Origin of the sequence: Stenotrophomonas tumulicola (assembly GCF_014117215.1) — a bacterium.
In the GTDB taxonomy this organism is placed as follows: domain Bacteria; phylum Pseudomonadota; class Gammaproteobacteria; order Xanthomonadales; family Xanthomonadaceae; genus Stenotrophomonas; species Stenotrophomonas tumulicola.
Window position 1 is genome coordinate 132,574 of the sequence record NZ_JACGXS010000004.1, and the last position, 23,989, is coordinate 156,562.

Annotated in this window: 19 protein-coding genes; 15 read left to right on the forward strand and 4 right to left on the reverse strand. The window is 67.6% G+C overall.

All coding sequences use genetic code 11. From position 1 onward, the window contains the following. The first annotated feature begins 24 nt into the window (after positions 1 to 24). The 7 genes from H4O11_RS10090 (at position 25) to H4O11_RS10120 (ending at position 7,916) form a co-directional block, all read left to right on the forward strand. Complete coding sequence (locus H4O11_RS10090) at positions 25 to 576, forward strand: DUF3261 domain-containing protein (RefSeq protein ID WP_182339470.1); 552 nt, start codon at positions 25 to 27, stop codon at positions 574 to 576. After that, the gene (locus tag H4O11_RS10095; RefSeq protein ID WP_182339287.1) at positions 573 to 1,766 is read left to right on the forward strand and encodes a beta-ketoacyl-ACP synthase; all 1,194 of its coding nucleotides are present in this window, start codon (positions 573 to 575) and stop codon (positions 1,764 to 1,766) included. The genes H4O11_RS10090 and H4O11_RS10095 overlap by 4 nt, the downstream gene beginning before the upstream one ends. Beyond that, positions 1,763 to 2,215 (forward strand): hotdog family protein, encoded by a 453-nt coding sequence (locus H4O11_RS10100; RefSeq protein WP_182339288.1) that lies wholly within the window; start codon positions 1,763 to 1,765, stop codon positions 2,213 to 2,215. Before H4O11_RS10095 ends, H4O11_RS10100 begins: the two co-directional genes overlap by 4 nt. Beyond that, positions 2,212 to 2,943 carry a 3-ketoacyl-ACP reductase FabG2 gene (locus tag H4O11_RS10105; protein WP_182339289.1) on the forward strand — a complete coding sequence of 244 codons (732 nt, stop codon included), beginning with the start codon at positions 2,212 to 2,214 and terminating at the stop codon, positions 2,941 to 2,943. Before H4O11_RS10100 ends, H4O11_RS10105 begins: the two co-directional genes overlap by 4 nt. Further along, positions 2,943 to 4,193: a beta-ketoacyl-ACP synthase gene (locus H4O11_RS10110; protein WP_182339290.1), complete on the forward strand. Its 1,251-nt coding sequence runs from the start codon at positions 2,943 to 2,945 to the stop codon at positions 4,191 to 4,193. The genes H4O11_RS10105 and H4O11_RS10110 overlap by 1 nt, the downstream gene beginning before the upstream one ends. Positions 4,194 to 4,321: 128 nt before the next feature. Beyond that, positions 4,322 to 4,582 carry a YcgL domain-containing protein gene (locus H4O11_RS10115; protein WP_182339291.1) on the forward strand — a complete coding sequence of 87 codons (261 nt, stop codon included), beginning with the start codon at positions 4,322 to 4,324 and terminating at the stop codon, positions 4,580 to 4,582. Continuing rightward, positions 4,575 to 7,916 carry an ankyrin repeat domain-containing protein gene (locus tag H4O11_RS10120; RefSeq protein ID WP_182339292.1) on the forward strand — a complete coding sequence of 1,114 codons (3,342 nt, stop codon included), beginning with the start codon at positions 4,575 to 4,577 and terminating at the stop codon, positions 7,914 to 7,916. The genes H4O11_RS10115 and H4O11_RS10120 overlap by 8 nt, the downstream gene beginning before the upstream one ends. A gap of 61 nt (positions 7,917 to 7,977) precedes the next feature. Here the strand turns inward: H4O11_RS10120 and H4O11_RS10125 are convergent, their stop codons facing one another. Beyond that, entirely contained in the window at positions 7,978 to 9,765 is a 1,788-nt protein-coding gene (locus H4O11_RS10125) for a monovalent cation:proton antiporter-2 (CPA2) family protein (RefSeq protein ID WP_182339293.1), read from the reverse strand. A gap of 373 nt (positions 9,766 to 10,138) precedes the next feature. Here H4O11_RS10125 and mgtE point away from each other — a divergent pair, with 373 nt between their 5' ends. The 4 genes from mgtE (at position 10,139) to H4O11_RS10145 (ending at position 15,299) form a co-directional block, all read left to right on the forward strand. Beyond that, the gene (gene mgtE / locus H4O11_RS10130; protein ID WP_182339294.1) at positions 10,139 to 11,509 is read left to right on the forward strand and encodes a magnesium transporter; all 1,371 of its coding nucleotides are present in this window, start codon (positions 10,139 to 10,141) and stop codon (positions 11,507 to 11,509) included. Between the two features lie 94 nt (positions 11,510 to 11,603). After that, positions 11,604 to 14,342 carry a bifunctional acetate--CoA ligase family protein/GNAT family N-acetyltransferase gene (locus H4O11_RS10135; protein WP_182339295.1) on the forward strand — a complete coding sequence of 913 codons (2,739 nt, stop codon included), beginning with the start codon at positions 11,604 to 11,606 and terminating at the stop codon, positions 14,340 to 14,342. 42 nt (positions 14,343 to 14,384) lie between these two features. Further along, complete coding sequence (locus tag H4O11_RS10140) at positions 14,385 to 14,528, forward strand: hypothetical protein (protein WP_182339296.1); 144 nt, start codon at positions 14,385 to 14,387, stop codon at positions 14,526 to 14,528. Positions 14,529 to 14,570: 42 nt separating this feature from the next. Then, a complete protein-coding gene (locus H4O11_RS10145) occupies positions 14,571 to 15,299 on the forward strand; it encodes an alpha/beta fold hydrolase (RefSeq protein ID WP_182339297.1) in 729 nt (242 codons plus the stop codon). Positions 15,300 to 15,422: 123 nt separating this feature from the next. Here H4O11_RS10145 and dkgB read toward each other — a convergent pair whose 3' ends face one another. Both dkgB and H4O11_RS10155 read right to left on the reverse strand, forming a co-directional pair. Beyond that, a complete protein-coding gene (dkgB, locus tag H4O11_RS10150; protein ID WP_182339298.1) occupies positions 15,423 to 16,226 on the reverse strand; it encodes a 2,5-didehydrogluconate reductase DkgB in 804 nt (267 codons plus the stop codon). A gap of 83 nt (positions 16,227 to 16,309) precedes the next feature. After that, positions 16,310 to 17,524, reverse strand: a complete 1,215-nt coding sequence (locus H4O11_RS10155; protein WP_182339299.1) for an MFS transporter — start codon at positions 17,522 to 17,524, stop codon at positions 16,310 to 16,312. A 106-nt stretch (positions 17,525 to 17,630) separates the two neighbouring features. Here H4O11_RS10155 and H4O11_RS10160 point away from each other — a divergent pair, with 106 nt between their 5' ends. From H4O11_RS10160 to H4O11_RS10175, 4 genes are all read left to right on the forward strand, one after another. After that, complete coding sequence (locus H4O11_RS10160) at positions 17,631 to 18,533, forward strand: LysR substrate-binding domain-containing protein (RefSeq protein WP_182339300.1); 903 nt, start codon at positions 17,631 to 17,633, stop codon at positions 18,531 to 18,533. Between the two features lie 49 nt (positions 18,534 to 18,582). Continuing rightward, positions 18,583 to 19,038, forward strand: a complete 456-nt coding sequence (locus H4O11_RS10165) for an Rrf2 family transcriptional regulator (protein ID WP_182339301.1) — start codon at positions 18,583 to 18,585, stop codon at positions 19,036 to 19,038. Continuing rightward, positions 19,028 to 19,945, forward strand: coding sequence for an NAD(P)/FAD-dependent oxidoreductase (locus H4O11_RS10170; protein ID WP_182339302.1), 918 nt, complete (start codon positions 19,028 to 19,030; stop codon positions 19,943 to 19,945). The genes H4O11_RS10165 and H4O11_RS10170 overlap by 11 nt, the downstream gene beginning before the upstream one ends. 162 nt (positions 19,946 to 20,107) lie before the next feature. Further along, entirely contained in the window at positions 20,108 to 22,840 is a 2,733-nt protein-coding gene (locus H4O11_RS10175; protein ID WP_182339303.1) for a hypothetical protein, read from the forward strand. A gap of 17 nt (positions 22,841 to 22,857) precedes the next feature. Here the strand turns inward: H4O11_RS10175 and H4O11_RS10180 are convergent, their stop codons facing one another. Then, positions 22,858 to 23,829: an aldo/keto reductase gene (locus H4O11_RS10180; RefSeq protein ID WP_182339304.1), complete on the reverse strand. Its 972-nt coding sequence runs from the start codon at positions 23,827 to 23,829 to the stop codon at positions 22,858 to 22,860. Positions 23,830 to 23,989 lie beyond the last annotated feature (160 nt).

Sequence of the window (23,989 nt, forward strand, 5' to 3'; positions counted from 1 at the left end):
CTGATGGAAACCGGAAAACGCCGCATGGCCCGGCTGCTGCAGATCGGCGTCATCGCCGTCCTGCTGGCGGCCTGCACCGGCCTGCCTGCGCAGCACCCCCGGATGGAGCTGCCACCGTTGCGGCTTGCGCCTGCCAGCCTGCAGGGAACGCTGGCACTGCAACAGCAGCTGCACTTCCGCTTCGGCCGCGTGGAGCGTGACCTGGATGCGCTGCTGGAAGCCGATGCCGGGCAGGTCCAGCTGCTGGTGCAGGCCATGGGCCAGACCGGCTTCCGCGTGCACTGGGATGGCCAGCACCTGGACGAACAGCGCGCCCCTTGGCTGCCGCGCCAGGTACAGGCCGGGCGCGTGCTGGACGACCTGCAGTTCGCGCTGTGGCCGACCGCTGCCATTGCGGCGGTGCTGCCGCCGGGCTGGACCGTCGAAGATGATGGCCGGTTGCGCCGCCTGCGGCACGCCGGCCAGGATGGGTTGCGCCTGCAGCGCGAAATGGACGGCAGCCTGCAGCTGGACAACCTGGCGGAAGGTTATTCGCTGCAGATCCGTTCAGTGCAGGTCGAGGCACCCCAGCCATGAGCGCGCCGGTCTACCTGAACGACCTGGGCGTCATCTGTGCGCTGGGCGCGGATCGCGCTGCGGTGGCGCGCGGCCTGTTCGCTGCGCACCCCGGTGGCTTGTCGGCCTGCGACGATGTGCTGGCGGGATACACGTTGGAACTGGGCCGGGTGACCGCCGACCTGCCCGATCTGTCGCACTGCCCCGTTGCCTGGCGTGGGCGCAACAACGCCTTGCTGGCCGCCGCGCTCGATCCGATCATGCCCGCGGTGCGGGCCGCGATCGAACGCCATGGCGCCGGGCGCGTGGCGGTGATCGTGGGAACCAGTACGTCGGGAATCGGTGAAGCCGAACCGGCGCTGCGCGCGTTGCAACAGGATGGGCAGTGGCCGGCCAGCTTTGCCTATGGCCAGCAGGAGATGGGCAGTGCGGCGTCATTCGTGCGCCAGCGCAGCGGTGCCCAGGGACCGGGCTGGACGCTGTCAACCGCCTGTTCGTCCAGCGCCAAGGCACTGGCATCGGCCGCGCGCCTGCTGCGTGCGGGCATCGTCGATGCGGTCATCGCCGGTGGCGCCGATTCGCTGTGCCGCTTCACCGTGGCCGGTTTCCATGCACTCGAATCGATTTCCGTGCAGCGTTGCCTGCCGTTCTCGCGCCACCGCGCTGGCATCAACATCGGCGAAGGCGCGGCATTGTTCCTGCTCACCCGCGAGCCGGGCCCGGTGTGCCTGGCCGGATGGGGTGAAAGTTCCGATGCACACCATATGTCCGCACCCGAGCCTACCGGCGCCGGTGCGATGATGGCGCTGCGCGATGCGCTGCAGCGCGCCGGCTGGGCACCAGGCGAGGTGGATTACATCAACCTGCACGGCACGGCCACCCGCCATAACGACGCCATGGAGGCGCGGGCGGTGTCAGAAGTGCTTGGTGCGCAGGTTGCCGCCAGTTCCACCAAGCCGCTCACCGGGCACACGCTGGGGGCATCCGGGGCGATCGAAACGGCGTTGTGCTGGATCGCGCTGGCGGAGAATCCGCAACAGCAGCTGCCGCCACACTGGTGGGATGGACAGGTCGATTCCGGGCTGCCTGCGCTGGCACTGGTGGTGCCCGGTACACGCGCAGCGCAGCCGTTGCAGCGGGTGCTCAGCAGTTCATTCGCCTTTGGCGGCAGCAACGCCGTGCTGGCCTTGTCGCGCGGGCCGCTGCCATGACCCTATACCGGATCGAGGACATCGTTCCGCATCGCGGCAGCCTGCTGCTGCTCGACCAGCTGCTGCGCTGGGATGACGACAGCATCGAAGTGGCGCTGGTGGTGCCTGGCGAGGGAATGTTCATTGAACCGGATGGCATGCCGGCGTGGATCGGCATCGAGTACATGGCCCAGGCCATCGCCGCCTGGGCCGGCTGCAGGGCCCGCCGCGACGGGCATCCGCCACGGCTTGGTTTCCTGCTGGGCAGCCGCCGCTACAGCAGCATCCGCCCACGGTTCCCCTGTGGGACACGGCTGGTGGTGCACGCACGCCGCGAACTGATGGGCGACAATGGCCTGGGCCTGTTCGCCTGCCGCATCGATGCCGGCGGCGAAACATGGGTGGAGGCGAACGTATCGGTATTCGAGCCGGTGGACGCGCAGGCATATCTGGAGAAGGGAAAAGCATGACAGCGAACCTGGGCGTGCTGGTCACCGGCGCCAGCCGTGGCATCGGTCGCGCGATTGCCCTGCGCGCGGCGCGCGATGGCTTCGACGTGGCGGTGCACTGTCGCAGCCGCGTTGGCGAGGCGCAGGCCGTGGTGGCCGAGATCATCGCGATGGGACGACAGGCGCGCGTGCTGAGCTTCGACGTCGCCGACCGTGCGGCGGCGCGTACCGTGCTGGAAGACGATGTGCAGGCACATGGCGCCTATTACGGCGTGGTCTGCAATGCCGGCATCGCCCGTGATGGTGCCTTCCCGGCGCTCAGCGCGGAGGACTGGGACCAGGTGCTGCATACCAACCTGGATGGGTTCTACAACGTGCTGCATCCGCTGGTGATGCCGATGGTCCGCCGCCGCCAGCCGGGGCGCATCGTCACCCTGGCCTCCGTCTCGGGGCTGGTCGGCAATCGCGGCCAGGTCAATTACAGCGCGGCCAAGGCCGGCATCATCGGCGCGACCAAGGCGCTGGCGCTGGAACTGGCCAGCCGCCGCATCACGGTCAACTGCGTGGCCCCGGGCCTGGTCGACACCGAGATGTTGCAGGACGAAGTGGTGGAGCATGCACTCAAGCTGGTGCCGGCCGGGCGCGTGGGCACCCCGGACGAAGTGGCGGCCACGGTGGCGTTCCTGCTGTCGCCGGATGCCGGCTACATCACCCGCCAGGTGATCTCGGTCAACGGAGGCATGGCCTGATGGCCCGCGAAGGCCGTCGCGTCGTGGTCACCGGCGCCGCTGCGATCAGTCCGCTGGGGCAGGATTGGCCGGGCATCCATGCGCGCCTGCGCGCGTTGCGCAATGCGGTGCGCAGCCTGCCCGAATGGGCGGCCTACGAAGGATTGAACACGCGCCTGGCCGCGCCGGCCGAACCGTTCGACCTGCCACCGCATTACAACCGCAAGACCACCCGGTCGATGGGCCGGGTCGCGCTGATGGCCGTGCGCGCCAGCGAACTGGCGCTGCAGCAGGCCCGGCTGCTGGACCATCCCGTCCTGCGCAGCGGGCGCACCGGCGTGGCCTACGGGTCGTCCGCCGGCAGCCACGAAGCGATCAGCGAGTTCGGTCGCATGCTCAACAGTTTCACCACCGAAGGCATCACCGCCACCACCTACCTGAAGATGATGAGCCACACCGCACCGGTCAACATCGGCGTGTTCTTCGGGCTGAGTGGCCGCATCCACACCACCTCCAGTGCCTGTACCTCGGGCAGCCAAGGCATCGGCGAAGCCTACGAAACCATCCGCGCCGGCCGCCAGACGGTCATGCTCGCCGGGGGCTCGGAGCAGCTGGATGCCACTGCGGCGGCTGTGTTCGACACCCTGTTCGCCACCAGCGTGCGCAACGATGCGCCACATGCCACGCCGCGTCCGTTCGATGTCGCCCGTGACGGCCTGGTGCTGGGCGAAGGCGCCTGCACCCTGGTGCTGGAAGAGCTGGACCATGCGCTGGCGCGTGGCGCCCCTGTCCTGGCCGAAGTGCTGGGCTATGGCAGCAACAGCGATGGCCAGCATGTCACCCAGCCCAGCAGCCCGACCATGGCGCGCGCCATGCAACTGGCACTGGACGATGCCGGGCTGGACGCTGCACGGATCGGCTACGTCAACGCCCATGGCACGGCCACCGAACAGGGCGATATCGCCGAAAGCCAAGCCACCGCGCAGGTGTTCGGCCGTTCGGTGCCGGTCAGTACGCTCAAGAGCTACGTCGGCCACATGCTGGGTGCCTGCGGCGCCTTCGAAGCCTGGCTGAGCATCGAGATGATGCGCGAAGGCTGGTTCGCGCCCACGTTGAACCTCGCCGAGGTGGATCCGCGCTGCGGCGACCTCGACTACATCACCGGAGAAGGGCGCGCGCTGCATGTCGACCATGTGATGAGCAACAACTTCGCATTCGGTGGCATCAACACGTCACTGGTATTCGGCCGTTTCGACACGCCAGCTGCCTGAACCGGCCCACCACATTGATGAATCCCACGCGGGAAAACGTGCCCATCGGCCCCTGGCAGTGGCTTGACGCCTTCCGCCCGTGACGGGTTTCCGACACAATCATGCTTTCAAGGGTAAAACCTGGAAGCATGCAAGCCTACGTCTACAAGAGCCAACGAAAAGACGACACGTACGTGTATCTCGCCCAGCGTGATGCCTTCGACGTGCTGCCTGCGCCATTGGCTGCCTCGCTGGGCGCGCTGACGCTGGTGCTGGAAGTCGCCTTGACCGACCAGCGCCGGCTGGCACGTGCCGATGCCGCGCAGGTGCGCGACGAGCTGTCCAGCCGCGGCTTCTACCTGCAGGTGCCGCCAAGCGTGACCAGCATGATGCCGCGTCACAATGACTGATCCGCAGCCCCGCATGGTGTACGGCGTACTGGGCCTGGGCGCCTTGCTGGCGCTTGGCGCCGGTCTCGGGGGAATTCCCGGTGCCCTGCTCGCTGCCCTGGCGCAGCCGGCGTTTGCACTGGGCGTTTCGTCGGCACGACGCAGCCGTGCTGCGCGCCCGTTGCCACAGTTGGCGCGCGAAGATCTGCCGGCATTGCTGGCCTTGTGGCTGGCCGGCCCGCTGGCGCTGGCGCTGTTGATGGCCTGGCCGCTGGCCGCGCTGCGTGAAAGCGGCAGCCTGGCCGCCGCACTCGGATTGGCCGTGCTGCTCAGCGTGGGGCTGTTGGCCGTGTGGCGTACGTGGCCGTTGTGGAGCGACGTGGAACGCCTGGCCGGAGGTCTGCAGCGGCATGCCGCAGGATTGCCCGGGCGCGACCTGGGCGCATGGCGTGGCTTGTGGGTAGCGACGCTGGTATTGGCGTTGTGCGCACTGGTGGTGCTGCCGGTCTGGCCCGCATTGTTGCCTGCGGCGCTGCACTGGCCTGCGGTGGCTGCCACGGTGGTGCTCTCGCCGGTGCTGCACTTTCTGTTGCAACGCGTGGCACCCGCCGGCAATTCGCGTGCACTGCCGGCCGCTGGCGACGTGGCTGGCAGCGGCTGGGCGATGCCGGAGGCAACCGCCGAGGATGCCGGCGCGGCCGGGCTGGAGCCGATCGAGGCCGATGCGTTGGGCCCGGCATTGTATGAGGCGGCACGGCACGGTCGCATCGACCGCGCGCTGCAATTGTTGCAGGCCGGCGCCGATCCCCATGCAGCACCGGATCCACAATGGCGGGACCAGCGCAACCTGCCGGTGCTTGCGGCGGTGCTGCCCGACCTGCGGCTGCTGCGCGAACTCATCGCCCGCGGCGTGGACGTCAATGCGCCGCATCGTGGCATGACCCCGCTGCTGGCCGCGACCCGTGACAGCTGGCATGGCCGGCCGGAAGCGGTGATGACCCTGCTCGCCAACGGCGCCGATTCGCGTGCTACCGATGCCGATGGCAATACGCCGTTGCATCACGCCGCGCGCAGTTCGGATCCGGGCGTGGCAGCGTTGTTGCGCGATGCCGCCGCCGAGATCGATGCGCTGAACAATGAGGGCTGGTCGCCGTTGGCGATCGCCTGCCAGGTCGGCAACTGGCGGTTGGCGCGTTTCCTGCTGGAGCGCGGCGCGCGCAGCGAACCGGCCGAAGGCATCCCGGTGTTGTTGGCTGCCGCCGCCACCGAAGACGACGATCCTGCCGGCGTGCAGCTGCTGCTGAAGAGCAAGGCACGCGCCGACGCCCGCGACCGCCTGCGTCGCAGCGCCCTGCACGAGGCCGCCCTGGCCGGCCACGTGGCCATCATCGATGCATTGCTGGCCGCAGGCGCCAACCTGGAGGCGCGTGACGCGCTGGGCCGTACGCCGTTGCTGGAAGCCGCCGCCGGCGGCCGCGCAGCGGTGATCGAACACCTGCTTGCACACACCCCCGACCTGGCCGCAGTGGACGTCGAGGGCCGCAATGCGCTGCTGTTGGCGGCGATGGCCGATAACGTGCCGCCGATGCTGGTGCGGCGCCTGCTGGACCTGGGCCTGCCGATCAACCTGGATGACCCGCTGGGCAGGCGTGCGGTGGACAGTGCGGCCGAGGCCGGGCGCTGGGCCATCGTGTCGATGCTGGATCCGTCCTATACCCTTCCCGCTGCGGTCAGCGACGGCCTGGAAGCGGCCGGTGAGGATGCCCGCAACGGAGGCGCCGCGCTGCTGCCGGATCGTCCGCCGCTGGTGCTGCTGCGCGAATCGCTTGGGTTCGGCAACCTGGAAGGCATGGAGCCGATGGCACGCTTGTGCCAGCCCGATGAACTCGGCAGCCTGCTGCACGATCCGGGCCTGGCGCTGGACCCGCGCGCCGTGGCCTGGCTGCTTCAGCACGGCGCCACGCCGGACATGCGCGATGCCTGCGACGACACTCCGATGTTCGCCTTGCTGGCGCGCGGGGTCGATGCCGTGCCCGCGCTGCAGGCGATGCTGGACCAGGGCGTGTCGCCGGCAGGCAGCGGCGGCCTGGCCCGGTTGCTGGCCGCCTGTGTCCAGCACGACCAGGCCAGCCGTGGCCTGGAACAGCTGGCGCTGGAACTGCTGGAACGTGGAGCCGATCCGTTCGCGCCGTCGCCGGCCGGCGACCCGCCGCTGGCGCTGGCGGTCCGCCTGGGATGGCTGCGCCTGCAGCAGGCATTGCTCGGATTGGGCGTGGACCGTGAGGCACGCGACAGCCATGGCATGACCGCGCTGCACCTGGCCACTGCGCTGGGACGCGAGGCGGCACTCAAGCTGCTGGTGCGCAATGGCGCATCGCCCGAAGCGCGCGCGGCCGATGGCCAGACCCCGCTTGGCGTGGCGCTGGCCAGTGGGCGCCGCGACCTGGCCGATTGGCTGGACTGGCGCGTCTGGTCACTGCCACGGCGCACCCTTCGCGCGTCCGACCTTCCCGCTGCGGCCACGGCAGGCGACGTCGACGCCGTCCGTCGCCTGATCGATCTCGGTTTCGCGGTCGACGCGGTGGACGCACAGGGATGTACCGCACTGCTGCGCGCCGCCGGGGGCGGCCACCTTGCGGTCGTGCACCTGCTGCTGGCACGCCAGGCCGATCCGCAGCATGCCTCGGCCAGTGGCGCCACGCCATTGTCGGCGGCGGTCAGCATGCGCCAGATGGATATCGTGTCGGCGTTGCTTGATGCCGGCGCACAGCTGGAACACCGCCTGCCGGGTGGCGTGACCGTACTGATGCTGGCCTGCGCGCTGGGCCTGCCGGACATCGCCGCGCGGCTGTTGAGCGCCAATGCCGATGTCCACGCCTGCGATGCACAGCAACTGGCACCGCTGCACTGCGCTGCACTGTACGGATTCGCGGCCCGCGACCTTTCGCGCCTGATGGCGCTGCTGGATACCCTGCTGCTGGCCGGCGCGGAGCCTGACAAGGCCGCCGCCGGCGATGTCACCCCGCTGCTGCTGCTGCTGGGCGCCCGCGCTGAACCCGGTACCGCCTGCGACGAGCAGGTGGTGTTGGCCGGCGTCGAGCGCCTGCTGGATGAAGAAGTCTCGCTGGAGGTACGCGATCCGCGCGGCTTCGGCCCCCTGCACCTGGCGGCGCTGCACGGCCTGCCGCTGCTGGTGCAGCGCCTGCTGCGTGCCGGCGCCGATCCGGAAGTGCGCGATACGCTCAACCGCAGCCCGCGCGAGATCGCGGTGATGCGCGGTTTCATCGACGTCGCCGGGGAGTTCGAACCACGCGTTCCCGGGGTTTCTTCGATGGCGCGTTTCCTGCGCGAATAGCCTGGCCCCTAGTCCCTGCGTAGCGCCGGGGCCATGCCCGGCGAATGGGGCCCATCCGGGATTACCGCTTGCTGTCACCGTCGCTGCCCGCATCGGCTTCGAACAGGTGCATCAGGTCATTGCGTGCATCGCGCGATGTCTGCACCACCGCCGCGTCATCGTCGTACACCAGGTACTGGTCACGCAGCAGCTTTTCATCGTGCTCGCGGAAGCGCTGCACATGGCGCCGGGCGGTTTCGCCTGGTATGCCCAGCGCCACCAGCACGCGCTCGCTCAGCTCCAGGCTGGTACCGAACACCTCGCGGAAAGGTTCGGCCGACATGTCCATCAGCCGCCAGGCATGCTGCCGGTTGCGGGCCCGCGCCAGTACCACCGCATCCGGGTACAGGCGCCGGATCAATCGCGTCGCGCGCAGGTTGGTGTCCGGATCATCCATGGTCACCACGAACACCGCGATCTCCGCGCCACCGGCGGCACGCAGCATTTCCGGGCGCGTGGGATCGCCGTAGTACAGTTGGTTGCCGAAACGACGCAGGTCGGCCACGGTGTCCGGGTTCACTTCCAGCGCCACGAACGGCACTTTCTGCGCGGTCAGCAACCGTGCCACCACCTGGCCGAAGCGCCCCATGCCGGCGATCAGTACCTTGGGCCGGTTGCCCGGCGATACCTCGTCCGGCGGCGGGGCATCGGTACGGGGTGCGGGCTGGCGCCCCAACACCTTCAGCAGGGCGATCATCAGCAGCGGCGTGATCGCCATCGACAGGCCCACGATGGCCACCAGCCGGTCGTGGTTGGCGTTGCCGAGCAGGCGCACCCGTTGCGCTTCATTGAACACCACGAACGCGAACTCGCCCCCCAGCCACAGCACGCTGCCCAGTACCAGCGCCCCGCGCGCAGGAAGCTTCGCCAAGCGGCCGATGCCATACAGCACGCCGAACTTCACCAGCAGCAGCATGCCCACGCCTGCCGCGATCATGCCAGGCTCGGCGGCGATGCGATCCAGGTCGATGCCCATTCCGACGGCGATGAAGAACAGGCCCAGGAAGAGCCCCTTGAAGGGTTCGATCTGGGCTTCCAGTTCATGCCGGAACTCGGAATCGGACAGCAGCACACCGGCAACGAATGCACCCAGGCTGGGGCTCAGGCCCGCCTCCTGCATGAACCATGCGGTGCCCAGCACCACCAGCAGCGCGGTGGCGGTGAACATCTCCGGGCTGCGCGTCCGCGCCACGATGCCGAACAACCGGCGCAGCACCGGCCGGCCGAACAGGATCACCACCGCCAACGCGCCCAGCGCCACCGCCACGTCATGCCACTGCAGGGTCTGGTTGCGTGCACCGCCCAGCAGCGGTATCGCCGCCAGCAACGGAATGGCGATCAGGTCCTGGAACAGCAGGATCGCGAACGCCAGCCGGCCGTGATCGCTGTTGAGCGCCTTGTGTTCGGACAACAGCTGCAGGCCGACGGCGGTGGACGAAAGCGCCAGCGCCACGCCCACCACCAACGCACTCTTCCACTGGAAATGGTCCAGCATCAGCAGGCCGCCAAGCACCAGCCCGCAGCATGCCACCTGCAGCGCGCCGGCACCGAACACCGAACGCCGCATCACTTTCAGCCGCGACGGTGACAGCTCCAGGCCGATGACGAACAGCAACATCACCACGCCGATTTCAGCGGCCCCCAGGATCCGGTCGGTATCCTGCACGAAGCCCAGTCCGTCCGGGCCCAGCACCACGCCCGCAGCGAGGTAGCCCAGTACGGCGCCGAAACCCAGCCTGCGGAAGACCGGGACGGCGATCACTGCGGCAAGCAGCAGGACAAGGGCCAGTTCAAGCACGCCGCTATGCATGGGGATGCCGGGTCGCGATGGGAGGAGGGGAGGGGCATGCACGAAGTGCGATTGCCAATGCCGTCATTATGCGCCGCTTGTCGTCGCGCACGGGTGCAGGTGCGGCTTACCGCTTGCACAACGTCGCCGCCCATGGGGTTGACCCCCGCTGCCGGGAGGTCCATCCTGCCCGCGCCACCGGTACGTCCGTTGGCCGAAGACAGCGGCGAGGCAGCGTTCGCCCCTCTCGTTGTCTTCAACACCTTTCCGGAGTCCAACCCCATGTCAAGCGACAGTAGAAGTCGACCTCGTTCGACGCCAGCCACGGCGACCACCTGACAGGGAGGGTTCGCCTGCACTGGCGTTGCGCTTGCAACCTCGAAGGCGAACCACGATGAACCAGAAGCAGATGCTGCGTCCGGCTGCAGACGCGGCCACCTTGGCCTCGCCATTGGCCAACTTCAACACCGCCGATGCGGTGGAACACCTGAACACCCTGGGCCAGCACCGCGCTGCCGAATTGCTGGCGGCGCTGCCGTTGCCGCGTGCGGTGAAAATGCTGGAAGCGCCCGAGCTGCAGCATGCCGGCAAGCTGGTGGCTGCCTTGCCAGCGGCACGCGCAGCGGCGTTGCTGGGGCTCATGGCCGATGACCGCGCCACCGACATCGTGCTCGAACTGGATGCGGACGAGCGCGCACGGCTGGTGCCGCTGATCGGCGTCGAAGCCCGCCAGGTGATCCAGCGGCTGCTGAGCTACCCGCCGGATACCGCCGGTGCCTTGATGACCACCGAGTTCGTCAGCGTGCCGTCCACCTGGACGATCGGGCAGACCCTGCAGCACATCCGGGAAGTCGAACGTACCCGCGAGACCGTGTACGCGATCTACGTGCTCGACCCGGCCAGCCAGCAACTGCAACAGGTGGTGACGATGCGCAGGCTGATCACCGGCCTGGCCGAGCAATCCATCCTCTCCGTGGCACAGGTCAATGCACCGGTCACCGTCGATGTGCACATGGACCAGGAAGAAGTGGCCCAGCTGATCCGCCGCCACGATCTGCTGGCCATTCCCGTGGTGGATGCGCAGCAGCACATGCTGGGCATCGTGACCGTGGACGATATCCTCGACGCGCTGATCGAAGAATCCACCGAGGACGCGCACAAGTTCGGTGGCATGGAAGCGTTGGAGAAGCCGTACATGCAGATCGGTTTCTTCGAGATGCTGCGCAAGCGCGGCGGCTGGCTCAGCGTGCTGTTCCTCGGTGAGATGCTGACCGCCAGCGCAATGCAGCACTACGAGGATGAACTGGCACGCGCGGTGGTGCTGACGCTGTTCATTCCGTTGATCATGAGCTCCGGTGGCAACTCCGGCTCACAGGCCACCTCGCTGCTGATCCGCAGCCTGGCGCTGCGCGAACTGCGGTTGCGCGACTGGTGGAAGGTGGCCCTGCGCGAAGTCCCTACCGGCCTGGTGCTGGGCACGATCCTGGGCATGCTGGCGATGACCCGCATCATCGTCTGGCAGCTCGGCGGCCTGCATGACTATGGCGAGCATTGGCTGCTGCTCGCACTGACCGTGGCTGCAGCGCTGGTCGGCATCGTCACCTTCGGCTCGTTGTCCGGCTCGATGTTGCCGTTCGCCCTGAAGCGCCTGGGCTTCGATCCGGCCAGCGCCTCCGCCCCGTTCGTGGCCACGCTGGTGGACGTCACCGGGCTGGTCATCTACTTCAGCATCGCCGCCATGATCCTGCGCGGCACCCTCCTGTAAAAAAGGGGACGGAGGGGATTAAGTCGCAAACGACGCGGACCTGCATCGTTTGCGACTTAATCCCCTCCGTCCCCTTTTTTGTTTTACTAGCGGCATGAGCACCTACAACCTGCAGTCCGTGTTCCGCCCGCAATCGGTCGCCGTGGTCGGCGGCAGTCCGCGCGATCGTTCGGCGGGGCGCGCGGTGATGCGCAACCTGCGTGGGGCGGGGTTCGCCGGCAAGGTCGCCTGGATCAATCCGCGCCATGCGGAGATCGACGGCACCCGTACCGTCAAACGGTTGAAGGACCTGGACTGGGTGCCGGAGCTGATCGTGGTCACCGCCCCGGCCAGCATCGTGCCGCAGGTGATCGCCGATGCCGCCGCGCTGGGCGTGGCCGCTGCGATCATCCTCACCGCCAACCTTGGCGAGGGGTCGGGTTCGCTCGGTGCCCAGGTCGAAGCCAGCGCGCGCGCCAAGGGCCTGCGCATCCTCGGCCCGCACTGCCTGGGCGTGATCGCGCCGCATGCCCGGCTCAACGCCAGCATCGCCGCGCACGTGCCGCAGGCCGGCGACCTGGCCCTGGTTTCCGAATCCAGCGCGATCGCCGCCGCGCTGGTGGAATGGGGCGTGGCACGCTCGGTGGGATTCTCCGCCGTGGTGTCGTTGGGCGACACCCTGGACGTGGACTTCGGCGACCTGCTGGATTACTTCGCCACCGACTACCGGACCCGCGCCATCCTGCTGTACGTGGAACAGATCAAGGACGCGCGCAAGTTCATGTCGGCTGCGCGCGCCGCCGCCCGGTCCAAGCCGGTGATGGTGGTCAAATCCGGCCGTGCTGAGCGGATCATGCCGGGCAATGACACCCACGTGCAGGCCCTGGCGCGCGCCGATGATGTCTACGGCGCGGCATTCAATCGTGCTGGCCTGCTGCGCGTGAGTGCATTGGACGAGTTGTTCACTGCTGCCGAAACGCTGGGCCGGCTGGGATCTTTCCCGGGCCGGCGCCTGGCCATCCTCAGCAACGGTGGCGGTGTCGGCCGGCTGGCCGTGGACCAGCTGGCCGCGTTGCGCGGCACCCTGGCGACGTTGTCGGATGCCACCGTGCAGCAGCTGGATGCGGTGCTGCCGCAGGGCTGGTCGCGCTCCAACCCGGTGGACATCGTGGTCGACGCGGACGGTGAACGCTATGCCGCGGCCATCGAGGCATTGCTGGCCGACAACGAGAACGATGCGCTGCTGGTGGTCAACGTGCCCACCGCATTTACTTCGTCAGCCGACGCCGCACAGGCGCTGACCCGCACCCTGGGCCTGCGTCCGCGCCACCAGCGCGACAAGCCGGTGTTCGCGGTATGGCTGGGCAATGACGAACGTGCCACCGCCACGCTGAATGCCGCCCGCGTGCCGACCTATCCGACCGAAGCCGAGGCCGTGCGTGGCTTCCAGCATCTGGTGCGCTACCGCGAGGCGCAGAACGCCCTGATGGAGACGCCGCCCAGCCTGCCCCAGGATTTCGTTGTCGACACCGCTGCCGGGCGTGCCATCGTCGAGGCCGCACTGGACGCCGGCCAACGCTGGCTGGACCCGCTGGCCACCCATGAACTGCTCAAGGCCTATGGCATCCCGTCCGCACCGGTGATGCAGGCACGCGATGCGCATGAAGCGATGGACCTGGCACAGCCACTGCTCGAGCAGGGCGCCAGCGTGGCGTTGAAGATCCTCTCGCCGGACATCCCGCATAAATCCGAAGTGGATGGGGTGCGCCTGAACCTGTCCACGCTGGCTGCGGTGCAGGCGGCGGCCACCCGCATCCTCGGCCGTGCGCGCGAGCTGCGGCCCGACGCCCGCATCGACGGGCTGCTGGTACAGCCGACCATCGTGCGGCCAAAGGCACGGGAGCTGATCGCCGGCATCGCCGACGATCCCACCTTCGGTCCGGTGATCGTGTTTGGCCGCGGTGGTACTGCCGTGGAAGTAATCAACGACAAGGCCCTGGCGCTGCCGCCACTCGACCTGCGGCTTGCACACGAACTGATAGGCCGCACCCGGGTGTCGCGCATCCTCAAACCGTATGGCGATGTCCCCGCTGCCGACGAACGGGCGGTCGCACTGGCGCTGGTGAAGCTGGCCCAGCTGGCGGCCGACATCCCCGAGATCCGGACCCTGGACATCAACCCGCTGCTGGCCGACCGCGACGGCATCCTCGCACTGGATGCACGCGTGGCGGTGGCGCCCTCGCGCATCCTGCACAAGGGCCGCGGCCATCCACGCTTTTCCATCTTCCCGTATCCGAAGGAATGGGAGCGCGACCTGCTGCTGTCCGATGGCAGCCGTGCCTTCGTGCGGCCGGTGCGGCCGGAAGACGACGCGCTGTTCCGCGCCTTCTTCGCCCGCGTCACCGACGAAGACCTGCGCCTGCGCTTCTTCCAGTCGGTCAAGCATTTCAGCCATGAGTTCATCGCGCGCCTGACCCAGCTCGACTACGCGCGTTCCATCGCACTGGTGGCGATCGATCCGCGCAACGGCGACATGCTGGGTGCGGTGCGCCTGCACGCCGACGCCGATTACCATCGCGGCGAATACGGCATCCTGATCCGCTCGGACCTGAAGGGCCACGGCATCGGCTGGCGTTTGATGACCATCATGATCGAATACGCGCAATGGCTGGGGCTGGACGTGGTGGAAGGCCAGGTGCTGCGCGAGAACAGCACCATGATCGCGATGTGCCAGAGTCTCGGTTTCAACGCCCGGCTGGACCCGGACGATTCCACGGTGATGATGGTGACGCTGCCGGTGCAGCAGGTGACGCTGCCGGTTGCCGCCGCGCAGGAGGGGCCTGTAGAGTCGTAGCCAGCCTCTTGCAACGTCCCATCCTGGACTGGAGCTGCAGTGATGCCGAAACGTAATGGCGCAACCCGCTTTCTCGTCGTCGTGGTGGTCGCCGCGGCCCTGTTCGTGGCTGGCTATTTCGTTGGCAAGGCGCTGGGCGAGGCAGACGCACGCGACGGAACCGCCATCGAAGCCGCGCGCAGCTGAGGGCGGCCATCCCATTCTGCCGTCATCGGCGACAATGGGCGCATGAGTGAACGTATCCCCCTGCTGCTGCTGCCCGGCCTGCTCAATGACGCCGAGCTGTGGCGCGCCCAGCTGACTGATCTGGCTGACATCGCCGATTGCTCGGTCGGTGACCTCACCCGTGGCGAGACCCTGCAGGCGGTGGCTGAAGCGGTGCTGTCACAGGCCCCCGAACGCTTCGCCCTGGCCGGGTTCTCGCTTGGTGGATTCGTTGCCCAGCAGATCCTGCGTATCGCACCGCAGCGCGTGCTGCGGCTGGCGCTGGTCGATACCTCCCTACACGCCGATTCGCCCGAGCGTGCACGCCAGCGCGCCGCGCAGGCGGCGAGCGTGCGCCTGTCGGCGGGGAATCCGCGGCGCGCGTTCCATGGTTTCGGCGACAAGCTGATGCGCAGCTACATCGATGCGTCGCGGCTGGATGACCACCGACTGGTGCAGCGCGTACGTGACATGACCGCGCGCCTGGGCGCGGAGGTTTTCCTGCGACAGAGTGCGCTGGAGCGCACCGATGGCCATGAGCTGCTGGCGGCCTACCGCGATCCACTGCTGATCGTCTGCGGTGCCAACGACCGCATCACCCCGCTGGTGATCAGTGAGGAGATGCATGCGCTGGCTCCGCATTCCACGCTGGTGGTCATTCCAGAGTGCGGCCACCTGGCCCCGATGGAAAAGCCGGACGAGGTCAGCCATGCGCTGCGTGCATGGCTGCAGGAGGAGAACGGTTCGCTGTAAGCGCTGTGCTCGCCGGGCATGGCCCGGCGCTACGGGAAAACAGGCATGGCCCGGGGCCACAGAAATATAGGCATGGCCCGGCGTTACGGGGAAATGGGCATGGCCCGGGGCTGTCGGCCTGCTTCAATCCCAGGCGGGTGCGATGCCTTCCGGGTTGGCCAGGCGATGGCCGCGGTCCAGTTTCGCGATCTGCGCCAGGTCTTCTTCAGTCAGACGCAGGCTGGCCGCTTCCAGGTTGCTAGCCAGGTTCGCGCGTTTGGTCGACGAAGGAATCACCGCGAAATCCTGCTGCAGCGCCCATGCCAACGCAACCTGCGCGGCGCTGGCCTGGTGACGGCCGGCGATGGCCTGGATCACCGGGTCCTTGATCACTTCACCATAGGCCAGGCTCATGTACGCGGTGATGTGGATGCCCTGTTCCTGCAGGAACGGCACCAGCAGGCGGTTCTGCAGGTAGGGATGGATCTCGACCTGGTTGGTGGCGATTTCGCCGGCCCCCAGGATGCCGATGGCGCGGCGAGTCTGCGCGATGGTGAAGTTGGAGATGCCGATCTCCTTGGTCAGCCCCTGTACCTTGGCTTCGGCCAGCGCGCCCAGGTATTCCTCCATCGGCACGGCATCGTCCGGCGATGGCCAGTGGATCAGGGTGAGGTCGAGGCGGTCGGTGCGCAGCTTGTCCAGGCTGGTGCGCAGGCTGGCCAGCAGCGCGTCGTGCTTGAACTCGCTGATCCAGATCTTGCTGGTCAGGTAGATATCATCGCGCGGCACGCTGGATTCGGCGATGGCCAGGCCGACTTCGGCCTCGTTGCCGTAGATCTGCGCGGTGTCGATGGCGCGGTAGCCGACGTCCAGCGCGTCGCGCACCGAATCGATGACGGCCTGGTCCTTCAGGCGGAACGTGCCAAGGCCAAAAGCGGGAACGGTCATTGCGGGAAACTCCAGCAGGGGATAGGGAGAGGGTAGGGCAGGCGCCGTGTGCATGCGGGCAACGGCGCGTTGCGCAGGATGGGTCAATGCGCGGCGATGGCAATCCCGTCGGCACGGTCATCGATGCCATCGCGACGATCCAGGCGGCCGCTCAGCACGGTCAGCGCGAAAGCGCCCACCACGACCACCGCGCCCATCCATGGCGTGTGCATCAGGCCGATATGTTCCACCACCAGCCCGCCCAGCGAGGCGCCCAGCGCGATGCCGATGTTGAAGGCGGCGATGTTCAGCCCGGACGCCACGTCGGTGGCCTGTGGCGCATGGCGCTGTGCCTGCTTCACCACGTATACCTGCAGCCCCGGCACGTTGCCGAACGCCACCGCGCCCAGCGCCAGCACCGTCAGCAGTACCAGCCAGGTGTTGTAAGCGGTGAAGGTGAGCACCAGCAGCACCAGTGCCAGCAGCGCGAAGATGCGCTTCAGCGCCGGGACCGGGCCGAGGCGATCGGCCAGGCGGCCGCCCCAGATATTGCCGAACGCCACCGACACGCCATACACCAGCAGCACGCCGCTGACCGCATTGGCGGAAAAGCCGGTCACCTGCTGCAGGATCGGTGCCAGGTAGGTGAACGACAGGAAGGTGCCGCCATAACCGAGCGCGGTCATCGCATACACCATCAGCAGGCGCGGCTGCGCCAGCACGGACAGCTGCTGGCGGAAGCTCGCCGGGGCACTCCGCGGTATGTTGCGCGGCACGAACAGCAGGCTGCCCAGCAAGGCCACCACGCCCAGCCCGGAAACGGCCAGGAAGGTCGCGCGCCAGCCCAGGTGCTGGCCGATGAAGGTACCCAGTGGCACGCCGGTGACCAGCGCGACGGTAAGCCCGGTGAACATGATCGCGATGGCACTGGCGGCCTTCTCCTTCGGCACCACCGAGGTGGCGATGATCGAACCGATGGAGAAGAACACGCCGTGCGCCAGGCCGGTGAGGATGCGCGCGACGATCAGCGAACCGTAGCCCGGGGCCATCCAGGCCACCAGGTTGCCGAGCGTGAATACCAGCATCAAGGCGACCAGCAGGGTCTTGCGCGGGACACGGCCGGTGAGCGCGGTCAGCACCGGCGCGCCGATGGCCACGCCCAGTGCATAAAGGGACACCAGCAGTCCGGCCGAAGGCAGGCTGACCTGCAGGTCGGCGGCGATGGTGGGGATGAGCCCGACGATGACGAACTCGGTGGTGCCGATGGCGAAGGCACCGAGGGTCAACGCCAGCAGGGCGAGGGGAATGCCACGGGTCATGACAGGGTCCGGCAGGGAAGGAAGGGGCGCAGTCTGCGCCGGCCCCCGGTGGCGAAAAACCCGCCTTCACGCCAATGACTATTGCCTGATGGTCAATAATGCGGCCATGAAGACCACTCTGGACGAAATGCAGGCGCTGCTTGCCGTCATCGACAGCGGCACGCTCAGCGCGGCTGCCGAGCAGCTGGGGCAGACCCCGTCGGGCATCAGCCGGGCACTGGGGCGGCTGGAAGAGAAGCTGGGCACGACCCTGTTGACCCGCACCACGCGCCGCCTGCACCTGACCGCTGAAGGCGAGGCATTCGTACACCAGGCTCGACGCATCGTGGAAGCGGTGGAATCGGCGGAAGAGGACATGGCCCTGCGGCGCCAGCGGCCGGCGGGCCGGTTGCGGGTGGATGCGGCGATGCCGTTCGTGCTGCATGTCATCGCGCCGCAGGTGGCCGCGTACCGCGCGCAGTTCCCCGAGGTCGCGCTGGAGCTCAACAGTTCCGAACGCTACATCGACCTGCTGGAGCGGCGCACCGACCTGGCCATCCGCATCGGCCCGCTGGCCGATTCCACCCTGCATGCGCGACTGCTCGGACGCAGCCGGCTGCAACTGGTGGCCAGCCCCGCCTACCTGCACGCCCATGGGCAGCCGGGCGCCGTCGCCGATCTGGCCGGGCACGCCCTGCTGGGCTTCAACGAACCGGAATCGCTCAATCGCTGGCCGCTGGTCGGGGACGATGACGGGCAGTTGCGGGTGCGTCCGGCCATCGCCGTGTCCAGCGGTGAAACGCTGCGCCGGCTGGCGGTGGAAGGCGTCGGCATCACCTGCCTGTCCGATTTCCTCACCGAGGCGGACCGCGCATCCGGCGCGCTGGTACCGGTACTGAGCGCCCGGACCCTGGACGTCCATCAACCCATCCACGCGGTGTATTACCGCAACACCGCCGTGTCCGCACGGGTGCGTTCGTTCGTCGACTTCCTGGCCGATGCCTTGCAGGCCAGGGCCTGGATGCGCTGAAAGACGCATCGGCATGGACGGCGGATCATAATGTAACTATATTTGTTACATGAAAGCCGCAAACCCATTGTCCGACGCGCTGCATGTCATGGCCCACCTGGTGGGCCAGGCCGAACCACGCACCTCCGAGCAGCTGGCGCAGTGCCTGCCAACCCATCCGGTGGTGATCCGCCGCCTGCTCGGCCAGTTGCAGAAGGGCGGGCTGGTGCACAGCGTGCGTGGACATGGTGGCGGCAGCCAACTGGCACGCAATGCCGCCGACATCACCCTGCACGACATCTACATCGCCATCGGGGCGCCAGCGCTGGTGCAGGCCGGCGCACGCGACGCAACGCGCGGTTGTCCGATCAAACAGCTGGTCGACCAGGCACTGGACGATGGCGCGCGCCAGGCCCAGCGCCTGCTCGAGCAACGCCTGCAGGGCATCACCCTGGATCGACTCGGCGCCGAGTTCGCAGACCACCTGCAACAGCACACCCCCCACGGAGGATCCCATGCAGGCTGACGTCATCATCATCGGAGGCAGCTTCGCCGGGCTGTCCGCCGCGCTCATCCTCGCGCGTGCGCGCCGCCAGGTGCTGGTCATCGATGCCGGCCAACCGCGCAATCGTGCATCCAGCCATTCGCACGGCGTACTCGGGTTGGACGGCATCGCCGGCAGCGAGCTGCTGAAGACCGCTCGCCAGCAGTTGCTGGCATATCCCGGCGTGCATTGGATCAACGGCGAGGCGGTGCAGGCACAGGCCGGGCCGAAGGGCGTGCAGGTGCGCACGGATGACGGCCAGGTGCATGCCGCACGCAAGCTGCTGTTGGCCACGGGCATCCTCGACACCCTGCCCGGTATCCCCGGATTGGTTGAACGCTGGGGCCGTACGGTGCTGCATTGCCCCTACTGCCATGGCTATGAAGTGGGCGGTGGGGCGATTGGTGTGCTGGGGGGGCCGGCGTGGTCGGCAGCGAAGGCCGCCCTGCTGGCGGACTGGGGAAGCATCACTTTCTTCAGCCAGGGCATGGACATCAGCGATGAAGACCTCGCCCGGCTGCAACAACGCAAGGTGCAGGTCGACGCCGTGCCGGTGGTCGCCGTTGAAGGTGAGCAGCCGCAGTGGCTGGAAGTGGTGCTGGAAGATGGCCGCCGCAGTGCGCAACGTGCGCTGTTCGTGCCTGCCCTGCAGGCGATGGCCACGCCGCTGGTCCGGGAACTGGGCTGCGCCCTGGTGGAAAGCCCGTTGGGCATGCTGGTAGACGTGGATGCGGCCAGGCAGACCAGCGTTCCTGGCATCTACGCTGCTGGCGATGCGACGGTGGTCGGCAACATCACGCTGGCCAGCGCCGAAGGCGTGCGCGCGGGCATTGGCATGCACCAGGCGCTGGTTGCGGAGGACAGCCAGGGGGCGGTCCGCATGGGCTGACCTGCGCGATATCCGGTAGTGGCCGAGCGGTGACACCGTCACCATGCGCGAGCTCCCGTTCCTGATGGTGGCAGTCCCATTTTCCTGTCCCGAACCGCCTCCTCCTGTGGCACGCCCGCTGCCCCGGACATCCTCCGCCAGCTTCGTCGGGCCGCATCGCCGATGCTGCCCGGTGCGGTCACGGCAATCGTCAACCGCGAGGCTGCCCTGCCCGTTCCAGGCCCGCATGCCATGGGCAGTGAAGCACGGGCGGTCCTGGATGGCATGGGCAGGGAGGCCATCGACTGGGGGACATCCCTCGGTTTCGCGCGCGCGGTGAGCCATGCCGACCGGCTGGTCCCTGGCGTGGCCCTTCCTTATGTCGCCTGGCAATTGTTCTCCTCGTTGTCGGAGGCCTCCCGCGGCAATATCACCCGTGCGATGCAGCGCCTGCCATTCACGGCGCTGGCCCCCGCCATGTTGCTGGATCATCTGGGACGCTGCCTGGGAAGCCTCTTGCCTGCGGACATGCGCCACCCACTGCACTACCAGGATGTCGTGATCGGCGTTGCACTGTGCGCGTTGCTGCACGCATTGACGCGACAGCGGGTACCGGCGACGCCGCAGACCACGGGCGGGCGCCTGCTGTTGCAACTGCTCAGCCAGCTGCGTAGCGGTCTGAACCTGCTCGATGGAATGCAGGGCATCGTGAACCGCGATGTATCGCGCCGGCAACGGGTCGCCCGGGCGCTCCCTGCGCCGCGAGGCTGCCACGCGAGCCCAGCGCATGATAATGCGCCGTCGATCCCCCCCACGCGCAACGCCACCCGACCAATCACTGCCATGCAGGTGTTGTCGCAGGCATTCCCGGTCACCGCAGGTCGATTGCATGCGGCCGCAGCCAGTGAAGCCGCCGAACCCATGGCGCCGCTTTCCAGTGCCTGGCCGCTTCCCAGTGCCGAAGCGCAGAAAGCGCGCCCACCCAAGCCGCCGCGGCTGCGCCCCAAGCCACCCGCCGGGTCCTTCCGGCCAAGCAAGCAACGGCGGAAATTCCAGGTGCGGCGAGATCCGGCGCGCGGCGATCGCCCGGCTGTCCGCAGGGATTCGATGGATGCCGCGGGGCCCCAGCGCCCATCGACCCTGGACGTGCCCGCGATACGCGTGGGTGCACCGGCGCGTATCGCGGCGGAACACAAGGAATCGATGATGTCCCCAAGCGGAAACCCGGGCAAGGACCGGAAACCGAAACTACCTCCGCGTACCAACAATGGCCGCAATGCGGGCGGCCGGCCCAGGGACGCCGATGCGTCCGGAGGGGGACTCGACGGCGATGCAGCGTCGGGCAATGGCACCGGCGCGGCAGAGCTCCCACTGGAACGGATACCACAGCAGGAAGGCGATGCGACCGACCGGCCCGAGCACGGCCCCGGTGCTGGAAGCACGGTAGCGCCTGGAAGCGATGGAGACGTGCAGGGCATTCCCTCCTGCCTGCGTTTCCATCACACCAGCGAAGCGTGGCGGCAGGTACTCAAGTCCCGGTTCGAACCGGCCCACCTGCGGTTCTGCGTGCATGAAAAGGCGGTGCCGTTGTTCAGGCAGGTTCTCCGGTTGAACTCCCTTGACGAGGACCAGCGGCGCTGGATCGTTACCACGGCCGTGCGCGAGCACTTGCCGCCAGCGCCGGGGCAGCAGATCCGCAAATACAGCGGACTGGGCCAGATCCTGCGCCACCAGGCGCGTGGGCCGACAGCCCTCGGGAGCGACGAAGTCTATGCCGTGTCCACCATCTCCGTGCTTCCGGAGCGCAAGTTGCGTGCCCACCATGTCGAGGGCATGCGCATCCTGCCGCAGAACAGTTTCAAGCTGATACGGCATGCCCCGCCGGGAAGCGCGCCACGGATGTTGATCGCCTACTTCATCAACCGTCCCACTGGTGCTGAAACCGGGGTAAAGGCCGGGCTGCTCGAAGTGGCGATGGGCGACCACAACTTCACCCTGGTAGACCCGGACCTGGGCACCCAGTTCTCGAGCGACACCCTGGACGATCTGGTCGCCGGCATCGAGAAGATTTCGGGATGCCGCTACCGACCGGACGCTGATGCGATTCCATGGGTGAACAGGCCGCTACGGGGCCACTTGCCTGTCATCGACGGGCTCCACCTGTTCGTCAGGGAAGAGGCGCTGTCGGGCAGCATCGCGCCGTACGAGCGGCTGCCATACAACACCGACCTGAACTTCTTTGCGCCCGTCCCGTTCCAGTTCCTCGATGGTCTTGTCAGCGGCATGCTGTTCCGCAATTCCTTCACCATCATCGGCGGCAGCGTGGTATTCGTCGATGACCTGGGCCAGCTGGGCACGCTGCAGTTCTCGTCGGGTGGTCCGGAGGACCGTTGCTACACGCTGGAGCGCCACGGCGGATTCGAACGCCAGTTCATCCGCGAGCACGGGCTGCAGGAGGGCGAGACCTATGGCATGGAGGAGGTCGCAGAGATCCTCGAAAACTACGATCTGATCGGATTGTCGCCGGAGGATATCCCGCCGCCGGCACCCAAGCCCCGGCTGGATGGTTTCCACGTCGCGCTGCGCGCGGTCGCCATCAACGAATCGGTGGCAGTGGACACGGCCGGCAATGGCCACTTGCTGCCGCCGCCGGAAATGGATTCCCGGGCCCTGCCGCGGTCGACCTTCCGCTTCGACGACAACGAGGTCCTGTACGTCGATCACGATGGCAAGCAGGGGGTATTGAAGTTCATCAGCAACGGCAGCCACGGCCGGCATTTCATGCTGGCCGGAGACAATGGCGACCATGCGCTGCGCTTCGCCCGGACCAACGGCATCGACGCAGGCAGCGTCCTTGTGCAGGACGAGATCATCTGGGCACTGGTCGGCAACGGTTTCGTCCAGATCCCGAAGTGAAACACTCCCGGTTCCAGTCAGGGCGCAGGCGCGGTTTCCCAGGCGCTGGCCTCATCCAGCTCGCGTACATCCTGCGCCGACAGGGCCAGGCTGGTCGCCGCCAGCACATCATGCAGCTGTTCCACGCTGGTGGCGCTGACGATCGGTGCGGTGACCGACGGCCGCGCGATCAGCCAGGCCAGCGCGACCTGCGACGCCGTCGCGGCGTGCTTGCCGGCGATGTCATCCAGCGCGGCCAGGATGCGTTTGCCGCGGGGATTGAGGTACTTCTCCACCACGGCCTGGCCACGGGCGGGGCTCTTGGCCGCATCCTCGCTGCGGCGGTACTTGCCGCTGAGGAAGCCGCTGGCCAGCGAGTAATAGCTGATCACGCCGAGTTGTTCGCGCTGTACCACGGCTTCCAGCCCGGCTTCGTAACCAGCGCGGTCGTACAGGTTGTACTCCGGCTGCAGGGTTTCATAGCGTGGCAGTTTGTAGTCGGCCGACACCTTCAGCGCATCGGCCAGACGCTCGGCACTGTAGTTGGAGGCGCCGATGGCGCGGACCTTGCCCTGCTCGATCAGCCGTGCGAAGGCGCCCAGGGTGGATTCCAGCGGGGTCGACTCATCGTCCTCGTGCGCCTGGTACAGGTCGATGTAATCGGTCTGCAGGCGCCGCAGTGAATCTTCCACTGCCGCATTGATGTTGTCCGTGGACAGGCCGGGACGCTCGGACCATTTCGCGACCTTGGTCGCCAGCACGATCTTGTCGCGCTTGCCGCTGCGGGCGAACCACTTGCCGATCAGCGTCTCCGATTCACCGCCCTGGTTGCCGGGCACCCAGGCCGAATACGCATCTGCGGTATCGACCAGGTTGAAGCCTGCATCGACGAACGCATCCAGCAGGGCGAAGCTTGCCTTCTCATCGGCACTCCAGCCAAAGACATTGCCACCGAAGGCGATGGGGCGCACATGCAGGCCGGAGCGGCCGAGTTCGCGGGTTGCCGTCATGGGAGGCATCTCCTTGGGGAACGAAGACACCAGCATAATTGCCATGCCATTGCCGCGCTGCGTTGATGGACACAAAACTGTGTTCCGGCACATGGAAACCCGCTAACGTTTTGTGAACACCTGGAGCGTGCCGGCTGCTAGGCTCGCGACATCCTCGAAC